Raw genomic sequence first — 12585 nt, 5'->3', positions numbered from 1 at the left:
TCTTTCCGGTTCTGGTTTCCGGTTCTGGAGAAATCCCTCAAGCAGAGGGGTATCTCAAGCAGGGAAAAACGCATCGTGGACAACGTTCAGGGCTGCCTTGCGGTCCTCCCGGTTAATAACAAAGGAAATGTTCATCTCGCTGGAGCCCTGGGCGATCGCCAGGACGTTCAGGCCCGAGTCTCCCAGGGCGCTAAAGAGCTTCCCGGCAATTCCCGGATGGCCCCGCATCATGGCCCCGATCACGGCGATGATCTCCAGGCTGGGCTGTTCCTCGAACTGCTCGATCCGGCGGCTCTCCAGCTCGGTGCGCAACTCCTGACGCAGGAACTCGCAGGCCCGGTGCAGCTCCGATTCCCGCACGCAAATACAGATACTGTGTTCGCTTGAGGCTTGGGAGATCATGATCACGTTCACATCGGCCCGGGCCAGGGCGCCAAAGACACGAGAAGCTATTCCGGGGATTCCCAGCATGCCGCCGCCCTGAACATTAATGAGCGCCACATTCTCGATGGAGGCGATCCCTGTGATGGTGTGATCGGTCTCGGGAGATTCCTGGGTAATCCGCGTTCCCCGGGCCGAGGGCCGCAGGGTGTTTTTGATCCACAGGGGAATGTGCCGTTCCACCGAGGGGATCATGGTATAGGGGTGAATAACTTCGGCCCCGAAGTAGGAAAGCTCCATGGCCTCCTGCAGGCTCAGATCGGGAATCACAAAGGCCCTGTCCACGTAGCGGGGGTCGGCACTCATCACGCCGTCCACATCGGTCCAGATCTCCACGGCCGAGGCCGCCATGGCAGCACCCACAAGGGCTGCCGTATAATCCGAACCGTTTCGTCCCAGGGTGGTCGTGACCCCCTGGGACGTGGCTGCAATAAACCCGGTAATAACAGGGATACCTTCCACGGCGTGGAGATGTGTGGCGATGGCCTGGTAGGTCCGGGAAGTTTTCACCAGGGCATTGCCGTGGTTTTCGTCGGTGAGGATCATCTCCCGGGCGTCAACCCACTGCGCCGGAGATCCCAGGGAGACAAGATAGGCTGCAATAATGGGGCAGCTCAGGCGCTCGCCAAAACTTGCCACCAGATCCCGGGTGCGGGGAGAGCATTCCCGCACCAGACTCACACCGTGGAGAAGCTCCGAAAGCTCCTCCAGAAGTTGTGCCACCCCTTGGGCCGTGCCGGTGGTATCGCCATCGGGGATCAGCTCCCCCAGGGTCTCCTCGTGGCGGGTCCGCAGATCCTGAAGAATCTCCCAAAAGCCGCTCTGCCCTGCCTGGGCCAGATCGGCCGCCTCAAGAAGGCTGTTGGTGACGCCCTTCATGGCGGAAAAGACCAGCGCCACGGGCCCCTCCTGAACGGCCTGTTGTACAATGTTCCCAACGGCTTTGATCCGGCCCGCATCGGCCACAGAACTGCCGCCAAATTTCATTATCCTCATAGCGCCCCTACTGTATGCGGGCCGTGGCGATTGGTGCAAGTGGACCTCCGGGGAGGGAACAAAACAATTGACAGCTTCCCGCCATTTCCGCAAGGATGAGGCCATGTACAAGTACATTATCGACGGCGGGTTTCCCCTGAACGGGACGATCCGGGCCAGCGGCAACAAAAACGCCGCCCTCCCCTGCATCGCCGCCACGCTTCTCACAGAAGATGAAGTTATCCTCAGGAACGTCCCCGAGATCGAGGACGTTCATGTCATGGCAGAAATCCTCCGCTCCATCGGCGCAGCGGCAGCCCCCGAATCCCCCTCGTCTCCCGAGGCGGAGAGCAACGGAGTCTGGCGGTTCTGCGCCCGGGGCCTTGCTACCTCCGATATCTCTCCCGAGATGGCCAGCAAGATTCGCGCCTCGATCCTTTTTGCCGGGCCCTTGCTGGCCCGGACCGGCTCGGTCACCCTTCCCCCGCCGGGAGGGGACGTGATCGGCCGCCGCCGCCTGGATACCCACTTCCTTGCACTGGAAGGACTGGGGGCCCAGGTCAAGACCGAAGGAGCCTTCATTCTCCACACCAACAAACTGGTGGGAGAAGAACTCTTTCTGGACGAGGCCTCGGTAACGGCCACGGAAAACGCCATCATGGCGGCTGTCACCGCCGAGGGGGAGACGGTGATCGAGAACGCCGCCAGCGAACCCCACGTTCAGGACCTCTGCAATCTCCTGAACGCCATGGGTGCCCGGATCAGCGGTATCGGCTCCAATATCCTGCGCATCACCGGGGTGGAACGTCTCCACGGTGCAGATTACACCCTGGGGGCAGATTTCATGGAGGTGGGCAGCTTCATCGGCCTTGCAGCGGTGACCCGGAGCGATCTCACAATTCAGCAGGTTGATCCGAAACAACTCAGAATGATCCGCCTGGCCTTTGCCAAGCTGGGTATCCGCTGGGACACCCACGGCACGGACCTGCACGTCCCCGCCAGACAGGCCCTCCGGGTGGTTCCCGATCTGGGAGGGATGATCCCCAAGATCGACGATAGTCCCTGGCCGGGGTTTCCCCCGGACCTCACCAGTATCATGACCGTCGTGGCCACCCAGGTGGATGGCACCGTCCTGATCCACGAGAAGATGTTCGAGTCCCGCATGTTTTTTGTGGACAAACTGATCGGCATGGGTGCACGGATCGTCCTCTGCGACCCCCACCGGGCTGTTGTAAGCGGTCCGGCCCGATTGAGCGGCTCCACCCTGACCTCGCCCGATGTTCGGGCCGGCATGGCCATGGTGATCGCCGCCCTCTGCGCCGAGGGTCAAAGCGTGATCCGCAATGTCTACCAGATTGAACGAGGCTACGAACACCTCACCCGGCGGCTTCGCGCACTGGGAGCCCGGATCGAACGGGTAACGGTGGCGGACTGATCTTCAGGAGCTTTGGGAATCCCGGGTCTCCCGGGAATCCCGGGACTCTCGGGATCGAACCTGCTCGCGCAGGATCTCATAGGCCCCGCGAATGCGGACAAAGGCCTCCTGGAGAGCCTCTTGCCGGGCAGGGTCCAGACACCCCGCTCCATCGGGGTGGAGCTGTGCCGCCAGACTACGGTAAGCGCTGCGGATCTCGGCCCATTCAGCCCGGGACGAAACACCAAGAAGACGGCAACTGGCAGCATCCAGCTCCAGGAGTTCCTGCTCCAGCTCCTCCCGGGCGGGATCCGGGAGCTCCCGGGCGATCTGCCGCAACAGGATCCTCCGCTCACCACCGGCCCCTCCGGGGGAGGTACTCCGTGCGGCAGCGCAGAGAAACCGTACAAGCCCGGGAGCACCCTCGACAGAGGTGATCCAGAGCTCCCGTTTCCTGGCCCACCGGCACAGCAGGACCGTATCCCTGCCCCCGCAACGCAGAAGACTCCGCTCCAGCAAAGCCTGCCGCGATTCCTCCCCCGGGGGGGAGGGAATCTTTCCCTCCAGCGGCCAGGAGATCCCCAAAAGCTTCTCAAGAGCCTCCTGGTCGGGAAGGTCCCCCCGGGAGAGCACCGCCCCCAGAAGAGCCAGAAGAGTATAATACTCGGCTATCCGGCGGGAACGCTCCCCCTCGGGACGTCGGAGAAACCGCTCGAACCGTTCCTCTCCACAGAGCCGGGCCCGGTATTGATCCACCAGCCACCCCGCCAGCAAACCGAACCCTACACCGGCCGGACCCGCCGGAAGCCCCAGAATACCCCCTGTAATGCGCCCGGCCCAGGGAAGAAGCCTTCCAGGCCCTTCCCGGCTCCTCACAGATCGACCTCCTGCCTGGCCAGGGACGCCACCACCGCCAGGATTCCTCCTATCAGCCCCAGGGCCACCAGAAGAAGCCCCGTGGAAAAGGAAACCTCCCGGGCAAGAAGGTTCGCTGCAGACCCGATGAGATATCTGCCCAGGGCCACGATCCACCAGAGCGCCCAGACCAGAACCGGCACCATGGCCAGCACCGCCAGAGGAGGCCGTCCCAGATACCTGCTGCGGAAGCGCCAGCCCAGGGCTATACCTCCCAGGGCGATCACAAAGAAACCGCCCATGCGCAAGACCCGAAAAAACGCAGCAGCCCGGGCAAAGCGTTGGGGCTGCCCCAGCTGCTCCAGGAGCCGGGGCAACTGAAACAGCTCCGGCACGGTGAGAACCTGAAAGGCCTGGGGCCCCCCGCCAAAGCGGGCGATCGACTCCACCGAGTGGGACAACCTCAGGGAACCATCAAAATCATCGGGACCGCCCCGATAGAAGAAGAGCGGAATCCGGCCAGCCTCGGGATCTTCCTCCTCTCCATCGCGACGCACGGCCCGCAGGATCAGCTTCTGTTCCAGGGCCATCCCGTAGGGTGCCCGCAGATGAAGAAGCGGCTCCCGGGGTGTGGCGGGATCGAGGCGCAGCACCTCCAGACCGTAAAAGAAATCACCCTCCCGGGTCCGCACCAGATGATCCACCACAATAACCTCCAGCAACCCCTCCTCGCGGCGGTTCAGAAAAACCAGATCGGAGCGGCCCGGAAGCTCCTGGTGAGCCCGGGCGGTCTCCACAAAAAAACTGATTTCCTGAACCTGCCGAAGCACCTCCGGAGCAAAGCGCCGCACATCGGGATCGTCCGGGCGGCGTTCCTGAAGATCCTGGAATCGGTAATAGGCTTCCAGAGCCCGTTCGGGAAGGGCCTGGCCCTGCAAAAAGGCCTGGTAGGCCGTGACCTTATCCTGATAAAACCGGCGATCCTCAGCCTCTTTCCGGTCCAGAGCCCCCCCTTCAATAGCGTTAAGCGCCGACGACTGGAGCACCCGGGCGTCCTCCCGGGGATAGGGGCTTTGTTCCAGCGCCCGCGTTGCAAAATAGTGGGCGCTGAAGAAATCTCCCTCCTGGAAATAGCGATGCCCCTGGGCCAGAAGATCGGCAGCGGTCATGGCCGAAGCAGAAGTGAAGCGTCGATCTTCCCCGATCGGCCCGGTCTCCCGGGAGGATCGAATCTGCTCTTCCCGGGCCAGCCGGGCTCCCCGAGCCTGTTCAAGCAGTTCCAAACTCTCCTCGGACTCCTCTGCCAGGGAGCGGTGCAACACCAGAAGCGCCTCGGCCCCCTGGTAATCTCCCTGCTGCAGAAGAAACGAAGCCTCGGTGATGGCGTTCCGGGAGGTTCTGGCACGGTGCTCCTCCTGGGCGATACGTCCCTCGGCCAGGGGGGCAAAGGCCCCCACCCAGATGCCGTTGACAACACCCAGGGCCACCACAACCACCAGGACCAGAGGTATGCCCGGCAAGAGAAGCGACCCCGCAGGCCCTATCTGACGAGGAGAAACAACCAGAGAAAAGCAGAGCACCCCCGCAGTGGCCACAACCAGGGGAAAGGCCTCAAAGAAGAGCACCACCAGGGACAAAAAGAAAACACCCCCCGTGAGCCCACCCCCCGAAAGGACCGTTCCCGGCGCGTCCAGCACGGCGCGACCGGGAACAAGAATAGCCGCCCCCACCAGGGCGCAGGCAGACAAAGCCCCCAGAACGACCCCGTACCGTCCGGTGACCGTCACGGTTTCTCTCCAATTCCCAGGGTATCCCGCTGCCACCGGCGAAAGGGTGGCTGCCTCAGGGCTATCACCACCAGGACAAGCGCCAGGACCCCCCAGAGGAGGGCCTCCGAAAACAGGAAGAACGGCACCTGTTCCTGCCAGAGCTCCTGGGCAAAGCTGCCCCCCCGGGGAACCGCGAGGATCAGCCGGATCCAGCCCAAGGCGGCAACCCCGTTGAGTAAGGGCCAGCGGGTGAGGCGCACCACAACCCAGACCAGGGCCAGAGCCGCTGTGAGGGCGCCCCCCCGCAGGGCAAAAGCCGGCAGGGAATCACCCCGCCCCGGCCCCCGGAAGACCCGAAGGAGATCATTCGTAAGACGTCGCAGAACCGGAGGCAGGGCCCTTCTGCCCAAACCGGCAATGGAGGCCGTCCCGATCTCGTCGCCCCCGGGCAGGATCAACCGGGATCCTCCGGTGTCCCAGGATATCTCCCGATGAACCCGCAGCCGGGGCACCTCCCGGTGCCGGACCAGGACCACATCGGAAAAGATTCTCTTCTGCTCCCGCCCGGGATGATGACCATTCCCCAGGGGGCCAGATTCTGCGCTGCCAGGCCCCGAATCGCGCGACACGTAGAGCGAAGTGCCCCGACCGTGAAGGAGAACTCCCGACCACTGATCCCGCTGGACAGCCCCCCGGGAGAGGCCCGGTGTATACAGCCGCTCCAGCCCCAGCTCGGCCCGAAAGAAAACCAGCGAGGAAAAAAGCAGAAGCACCAGCGCCATGAGCGGCACCAGCACCAGGGGAACCACCGGTACTGCGAGAAGCCGCATATACGTGTATACCAGAGCAAGGAGAACACCCCCGGCAGCAGCCGAGAGAAGAAGTTCCCCGGGAGAGAAAAGGCTCTCTCCAAAGAGGATACCTCCCCCGAGAATCATCCCCGCGCAGAGCAGACCCCGGAAGAAAAATGGAAGCAGCGCACACAGTGTAATCTTCACTCTGGAAAAAGATTAACACACGCGACACAGGTTTTCCACATCTTTTCCACATTCCCTCCGGTGATTGGGGACAGATTGTTTTTTATCCCCCGGGTAAAATTGACCCATAAAAACAGCAAAAATCCAGTTGACAAAAAATAAACTCTTTCAGCAAAAGAAGTTACACGAACGGCTACAGGTGGTCATAATTACCCTCTGCCAGACAGCCTCCGGAAGGCAGTTGTTACCCACAGGGAATCCACGTTTTTATGCACACTTTCCACAAGTTATCCACATACTGCACCCGGATTATGCACAGTTATTTCGCCTCGCCAGAACGATCTTCGCCCCCCCTGCCGGAGGAACGCCACAGCACTATGGGCACAGGGGAAGACCAGGAGACGGATAATTGGACATGAGGAAAAATGAAGCAGAAATAACCGGAAAGGCCCCGGGCATCAGCCCAGGAAAACCTGCCCGGCAGCGTCTATGGCAAGAATGGTCTTGCAGTTGGAGCAGCGGAACCGCCCCGGCTTGGATGCCTTGAGCTTGGTGGAACAGATGGGACACTTGAAGATCTTGGGGAAGACCTCGGAGCGTTGCACCTTTCCGTTTTTGGTGAAGTGCTCTACGGCGTCATCGAGGTTGTCCTTGATCTGGAAAAACTGGGAGAACCCCAGAAGCTGGAACACCTCGTATACCTTGGGCTGGATCTCCAGGAGCACCAGATCCCCCCCCTTGGGCTTCACCGCCTTCAGAAACGCCGTGAACGAGCCAATACCGGTACTGGAAACGTAGTTGAGCCCCGCGCAATGAAAGATCAGCCGGGCAAAGCCCGCCTCCACAGCCCGGTTCACCCGCTTCTGGAAAAAATTGGAGTTGTAGGTATCGATGTACCCCGTAAGGTACAGAATAAGGCACCCCTCGGTACCCGAGGCCTTCTCCAACCGGATCTTCAGGCTCTCGTCTTTTTCCTCGTCAAAACCTGGTACGATATCGTTATTGGCCATACCTTCCTATACACTCCACACCTGTTGAATCACGATATTACATCCCCCTTACCCGGTACAGGCCCGGGCCGCAGGATCCCTGCGATAGCATCGGCACACCCCTGCCACAGCACACCGATGATACAACACAACACCGATGATACAATAGCGGGTGCTTCAATAGTAGATGTGGCTCCGGGAAATGTCAAACAGGAGCGCAGAAGAAAACGCCCCTGCCCTTACCCAAGTCCCTGGTCCACGGTGATTACCGCTCCGTTTACGTCGGCCTCGTCGGCGCAGATCAGATGCCGCACCACCCGGGCCACCCGTTCGGGCGGAATCAGGCGCCCCCGGGGGGACCGCTGCTGCTGCTGGTGCCGATCCTGGGGGGTCAGATACTCCGTATCCACGTAGCCCGGCGAGATCAGGTTCACCGAGATATTGCGCCCCCCCGTCTGAAGCGCTGCCGACTTGACCAGCGAGGCAACCCCCGCCTTGGCAGCGCTGTAGGCAGCGCTCTCCCGGAAACCGCAAAGCCGGTCTGCCCGGGGCCCCCCGAAAAGGATGACCCGTCCCCAGCCCCGTTCTATCATTTTCGGCAGATAGTGCGAGAGAAGCAACCCCGGAAGCACCAGGTTCAGCTCCGTCATCCGCCGCCAGCTGGCCGGATCCGTCCCTGCCAGAGGACGGTATTCCACGGGCCCGAAGGCCACCACCAGGATATCCACCTCCCCGGCTTGATCGATAAGAGGCAAAATATCATCAGCCTCGGCGAGGGGCAACAGAAACCCCCGGCATCGGCCGCCACGATGGTTGATGTACCGCACCACCCGCTCGAGCCGCTCCTGGGAGCGCCCCCCGTGGATAATCATCCGGGCACCCTCGTCGGCCAGAGTCAGAGCCACGGCCCGGCCGATTCCACCGCTGCCACCCACCACCAGAGCCACTTTATCGGCAAGGCGAATAGAGCGGGCGTCGGCCCGTGTCAAAAGACCCATGGCGCAATCATATCTCAAGGCAGCCCTCTGTGAACAGTTGTATCTCCCGGGAGTGATCCCTATACTACAGAGTATGAGACGAAAGACCTCTGCACTGGCCCTGGCGGGCCTTCTGGTTGTCACGGGCCTTCTCTGGAGCAACCCCTCCCCGGGTGTGGCCACGGGAGCCCTGGATATGACGGTCTCCCTGGAAGATCTGGCCCGGGCCGCTACAAACCCCCGGCAATGGCAGGAGCTTCAGGGAAAGACCCTCCTCCTGGAGGGGGTGGCCGCCACGGTGATGGTCTACACCGACGAGACCGATCAGTTTTACGCCGAGATAGAACTGGTGGGCGGGGCCTGGCAGGGGGTGCAGGAGGTCTCGCTTTTTCGCGCCTGGCTGGTCCTGGACAGCCCGGCCTTCTCGGGCCGGGTTGCCCAACGGCCTCCCCGCTCGCCCTCGCCGGGGCTGATCCAGCGAAGCAGCCGCGTCCTGGCGGCGGTGGAGCCCCTGGAGGTCTATACCCAGCAGGACGGCACCCCCGTACCGGTGGTGCGCGTCCTGGACCTGCGGGGCCTCTAGCTCCCGGAAGCCTCAGGCCAGGGGAGTGGTCAACAGGGCCTGGTTGATCAGATTCTCCAGGTATTCCTGGCGTCCGCTCCCGGGGCGGCGGGGCTCCCCGGCCGAGGCGATATCCCGCAGCGCCTCCAGCGAGAGCTCTCCCCGCCGGAAGGCAGCCCCCTGGCCCTCGTCAAAAGAGGCGTAGCGCTCCCGGCGAAACTCCTCCAGAGTCCCCTCCTGCCGCAGCGCATCGGCCACCTGCAAGGCCCGGGCAAAGGCGTCCATGCCGCCAATGTGGGCGTGGAAGAGGTCTTCCAGATCCACCGAACCCCGGCGAAGCTTGGCATCAAAGTTGACCCCCCCCGTGGTAAATCCCCCGTTGCCCAGGATCACCAGCACCGCCTGAACCAGATCAGGAATATCCGTGGGAAACTGGTCCGTGTCCCAGCCGTTCTGGGGGTCTCCCCGGTTTGCATCGATACTGCCCAGCATGGAGGCATCGGCCGCAGTCTGAAGCTCGTGGGCGAAGGAATGGCTCGCCAGAGTTGCGTGGTTTGCCTCGATGTTGAGCTTGAAATCCCCGGCCAGACCCTGGCGGTGCAAAAAGCCGATCACCGTGGCGGCATCGAAATCGTACTGGTGCTTGGTGGGCTCCATGGGCTTGGGCTCGATCAGAAAGGTCCCGGTGAAGCCGATGGACCGGCCGTAATCGCGGGCCGCCCGGAGAAAGGCCGCCAGATTCTCCTGTTCCAGGCGGGTGTTACTGTTCAGAAGGGTGCTGTACCCCTCGCGGCCGCCCCAGAAGACGTAATTATGCCCGCCCAGGGCCACGTTTGCCTCCAGACAGGCCTTCACCTGGGCAGCAGCGCGGGCCACCACGGAAAAATCGGGGTTTGTGGCGGCGCCGTGCATATACCGGGGGTTGGAGAAGAGGTTGGCCGTGTTCCAGAGAAGCTGGATCCCCGTGGCCTCCTGCCGTTCCGCCAGAACCCGGGTCATCTCCTTCAGACGGCCCTCGTAGGTGGCCAGACTGTCTCCCTCGTCGCAGACGTCCACGTCGTGAAAACAGTAGAAGGGAACCCCCAGTTTGGACATGAACTCGAAGGCCGCGTCGGCCCGCCGGGTTGCCCGGGAGAGGGCGTCGGTGGCGCGGTTCCAGGGATAGTCCAGGGTGGTGGGGCCAAAGGGATCGTTCCCGGCCGATCCGGTGAAGCTGTGCCAGTAGGCCACGGCAAAACGTAAATGATCCCTCATGGTTTTTCCCGCCACCAGGGCCTCGGGGTTATAGACCTTGAAGGCCAGGGGGTTTCGCGACCGGGAGCCTTCGTAGGCGATGGGGCCGATGCCGGGGAAATAGCTTTCCCGGCCTGTAAAGGGCGTTGCCGGTTTCAGGGTACTCATGGATTGACTCCTTCCTGGGTGCCCGGAGGCACGATTGGTAAACTCTCTTCCTATTGTACCGGCCCCCGGGGAGAGGGGAATGGCGGGCGTTGCAATTACATGTCAATTATTGATATACCGATCCTGCTATGACCTTGCAGGATATTGTCTTTGTCTATCAGATGCAGGAGCCGGAGGAGTTGCGCTGGCACGGTCGTCGTCATTCCCACGGCCCGGGCCAATACGAGATGCACTATTTTCTTCAGGGCCAGGGCCGGTTCCGCCTGGAGGACGAGGTCTGGCAGATCAGCCAGGGGAGTCTTTTTTTCTGCCGGCCCGGCCAGGTTCACTCCATTGAGGCCACCAATCTGGAGGAGCCCCTGAGCTATTACGCCGTGCTTCTGGAGCTGGACCAGCCCGGGGAGCTCTTGCAGGAGTTGCTGGAGGGAGAAGGCCCCCGATGGGTGGCGCGGCAGATCGGGACAAACTTCCGCTTTTTCTTTGAGGAGCTGCGCGAACGGGGGCTTTCCTCGCAGGAGACCCTCCGCCGGGCAGCGGAACACCAGTTTATCTCCTTCTGCTACCTTCTGGCCTCGCCCAGGGGCGAGGAGCGGCCCCTTTCGAGCCAGACGATTCACGTGGAAAAGGCCCTGGAGGTGATGCAACGTTGCGTGAGCCGGGCTGTGACCCTTGAGGATATCGCCCGCTCCGTGGGAATCAGCCGGGAGCATCTGGTGCGGCTTTGTCAGGAGAGTCTGGGGATCACCCCCATGCGGTACCTGCGGAGGCTCAAGATCGAGGCCGCCACGAGCATGCTGGTGTCATCGCGGAGATCGGTGAAGGAGATCTCCCGGCACCTGGGGTTCTCCAGCGAGTTTCACTTCAGCAAGGTCTTTAAGGGGATCACCGGGCTGGCCCCGAGCCGGTACCGCCGGGTCTTCCGCCAGGGTCTGGGCACGCCCCCCCGGGGAGAGCGCCGGGAAGAGCCCGGGGGCTGACCGGCTTTTGGCGGGAGCACAAAAAAACCCCGCCCGAAGGCGGGGTCATAGGTGGACTCAAAGCGAACCTTAGAGGTTTACCCGTGCCCGGACGTAGAGACCGCTACCCACACCAAGAGTGGGAGCAAACTCGTCGGTCATTGCAGTCCTCGAGTTGTCCTCTTCCATGTAGAGGTATCCAACGCGCAGGGTCATGGCTGCCAGGTTCAGGTTCACCGAGACGTCGAGGGAGTCAAAAACAGACTCTTCGTAGTATCCATCATCGTCAACGAGACCGAGACCGACACCCACAACGGCGCTCACCATGTCATTGAGCTTCACAGCCGAGGAAAGGCCAATCGTGTGCAGAGCCTCATCGTCGTCACCCATGAGAACCATGTAGGCATCCACCATGTCGGCGTAGTGCACACCGAGGGTGAACTTGTGGATGGAATCAAGGGCATCATCATCATCAACCTCGAAGAGGGTCAAGGCAACGGCCGTGCTGAGGGAGATGTCGGGAGCAACTTCGATGCTGGTCAGGGAGAAACCAAGACCGAGCTCGAAATCATCGTCGGCGTCCTCGAGGAGGTGCAGGACAGCCTCGTAGCCCAGGGTAGCAAAACCCAGGTCCTGGGAGCCGTCGAGACCGATGAACATAGCCATGTCCTTATCGGTGGTTTCTTCTGTAGCTCCGACACCCGTCTTCCGCTCACCCTCAAGGGCCTCAGCGGTGATACCAACGGCGGTCCAGACGTTGGCCATGCCCATCAGGTCCAGGTGCAACTGCATTCCCACCTTGGTCCAGTCGGACATCTCGAAGCCGCCCCAGCCGTAGGTGTCGATCTCGATGTTGTTTTTTGCCTCAGCCAGGTTGTATCCGGCGTTGAGGAGGATCCCCAGGTCCATGTCCTCTTTGGTTCCGAAGAAGCCGCCCAGGTCAACCGTGGCGTGGGCGCGATCCAGGCGGAAGTTACCGGGGCCACCCCAGTCACCCGTGACAGGCGCCCAGTCGTCAATGGCGTTACCGTCATCATCAAAACGGTCTTCAACAACACTGTCACCCACGTCCCAGCGCATGCGCACGTCGGCCCAGGTGTACTCGTCGATCTGCCAGTTCATCTCAAGCCGGGTATCGACCTGGCTGAAACTTCCGTCTTCGCCGTTCATGATCCGCGTATCCACGCGTCCGCCGATCGTCAGATCAGCCATAACCACACCGCCAACCATTGCCAGCGCTGCTGCAAGAACAATAATCTTCTTCATGCA

Annotated in this window: 11 protein-coding genes; 3 read left to right on the top strand and 8 right to left on the bottom strand. The window is 61.9% G+C overall.

The window, feature by feature from the left end; all coding sequences use genetic code 11:
• Positions 1-54 precede the first annotated feature (54 nt).
• On the bottom strand, positions 55-1437 hold the full coding sequence (locus tag BW950_RS06800) for an aspartate kinase (protein WP_076488540.1): 1383 nt from the start codon (positions 1435-1437) through the stop codon (positions 55-57).
• Positions 1438-1540: 103 nt separating this feature from the next.
• Here BW950_RS06800 and murA point away from each other — a divergent pair, with 103 nt between their 5' ends.
• Positions 1541-2851: a UDP-N-acetylglucosamine 1-carboxyvinyltransferase gene (murA, locus tag BW950_RS06795; RefSeq protein WP_076488539.1), complete on the top strand. Its 1311-nt coding sequence runs from the start codon at positions 1541-1543 to the stop codon at positions 2849-2851.
• 3 nt (positions 2852-2854) lie between these two features.
• Here murA and BW950_RS06790 read toward each other — a convergent pair whose 3' ends face one another.
• From BW950_RS06790 to BW950_RS06770, 5 genes are all read right to left on the bottom strand, one after another.
• A complete protein-coding gene (locus tag BW950_RS06790) occupies positions 2855-3706 on the bottom strand; it encodes a J domain-containing protein (protein WP_076488538.1) in 852 nt (283 codons plus the stop codon).
• Positions 3703-5472, bottom strand: coding sequence for a hypothetical protein (locus BW950_RS15105; protein ID WP_076488537.1), 1770 nt, complete (start codon positions 5470-5472; stop codon positions 3703-3705). The genes BW950_RS06790 and BW950_RS15105 overlap by 4 nt, the downstream gene beginning before the upstream one ends.
• The gene (locus tag BW950_RS06780; protein ID WP_143559157.1) at positions 5469-6452 is read right to left on the bottom strand and encodes a hypothetical protein; all 984 of its coding nucleotides are present in this window, start codon (positions 6450-6452) and stop codon (positions 5469-5471) included. Before BW950_RS06780 ends, BW950_RS15105 begins: the two co-directional genes overlap by 4 nt.
• 437 nt (positions 6453-6889) lie before the next feature.
• Positions 6890-7441, bottom strand: a complete 552-nt coding sequence (locus BW950_RS06775) for an STAS domain-containing protein (protein ID WP_076488535.1) — start codon at positions 7439-7441, stop codon at positions 6890-6892.
• A gap of 218 nt (positions 7442-7659) precedes the next feature.
• The gene (locus BW950_RS06770) at positions 7660-8418 is read right to left on the bottom strand and encodes an SDR family NAD(P)-dependent oxidoreductase (protein WP_083943804.1); all 759 of its coding nucleotides are present in this window, start codon (positions 8416-8418) and stop codon (positions 7660-7662) included.
• A 73-nt stretch (positions 8419-8491) separates the two neighbouring features.
• Between BW950_RS06770 and BW950_RS06765 the strand changes: the two genes are divergently transcribed.
• Positions 8492-8980: a hypothetical protein gene (locus BW950_RS06765; RefSeq protein WP_076488534.1), complete on the top strand. Its 489-nt coding sequence runs from the start codon at positions 8492-8494 to the stop codon at positions 8978-8980.
• 12 nt (positions 8981-8992) lie between these two features.
• Here the strand turns inward: BW950_RS06765 and xylA are convergent, their stop codons facing one another.
• Complete coding sequence (gene xylA, locus BW950_RS06760) at positions 8993-10360, bottom strand: xylose isomerase (protein ID WP_076488533.1); 1368 nt, start codon at positions 10358-10360, stop codon at positions 8993-8995.
• 128 nt (positions 10361-10488) lie between these two features.
• Between xylA and BW950_RS06755 the strand changes: the two genes are divergently transcribed.
• Positions 10489-11337 (top strand): helix-turn-helix domain-containing protein, encoded by an 849-nt coding sequence (locus BW950_RS06755; RefSeq protein ID WP_076488532.1) that lies wholly within the window; start codon positions 10489-10491, stop codon positions 11335-11337.
• Positions 11338-11406: 69 nt separating this feature from the next.
• Here the strand turns inward: BW950_RS06755 and BW950_RS06750 are convergent, their stop codons facing one another.
• Positions 11407-12582, bottom strand: coding sequence for a hypothetical protein (locus BW950_RS06750; RefSeq protein WP_076488531.1), 1176 nt, complete (start codon positions 12580-12582; stop codon positions 11407-11409).
• Positions 12583-12585 lie beyond the last annotated feature (3 nt).

The sequence above is a fragment of the Alkalispirochaeta americana genome (assembly GCF_900156105.1).
In the GTDB taxonomy this organism is placed as follows: Bacteria; Spirochaetota; Spirochaetia; order DSM-27196; family Alkalispirochaetaceae; genus Alkalispirochaeta; species Alkalispirochaeta americana.
Note: the sequence above shows the minus strand (reverse complement) of the source record. Positions and strands in the feature narration are given on the sequence as shown.

Bases quoted from the DNA above. Each gene is read 5' to 3' on its own strand.
- BW950_RS06800 (WP_076488540.1), bottom strand. From the start codon at position 1,437: ATGAGGATAATGAAATTTGGCGGCAGTTCTGTGGCCGATGCGGGCCGG.
- murA (WP_076488539.1), top strand. From the start codon at position 1,541: ATGTACAAGTACATTATCGACGGCGGGTTTCCCCTGAACGGGACGATC.
- BW950_RS06775 (WP_076488535.1), bottom strand. From the start codon at position 7,441: ATGGCCAATAACGATATCGTACCAGGTTTTGACGAGGAAAAAGACGAG.
- BW950_RS06770 (WP_083943804.1), bottom strand. From the start codon at position 8,418: ATGGGTCTTTTGACACGGGCCGACGCCCGCTCTATTCGCCTTGCCGAT.
- BW950_RS06765 (WP_076488534.1), top strand. From the start codon at position 8,492: ATGAGACGAAAGACCTCTGCACTGGCCCTGGCGGGCCTTCTGGTTGTC.
- xylA (WP_076488533.1), bottom strand. From the start codon at position 10,360: ATGAGTACCCTGAAACCGGCAACGCCCTTTACAGGCCGGGAAAGCTAT.
- BW950_RS06755 (WP_076488532.1), top strand. From the start codon at position 10,489: ATGACCTTGCAGGATATTGTCTTTGTCTATCAGATGCAGGAGCCGGAG.
- BW950_RS06750 (WP_076488531.1), bottom strand. From the start codon at position 12,582: ATGAAGAAGATTATTGTTCTTGCAGCAGCGCTGGCAATGGTTGGCGGT.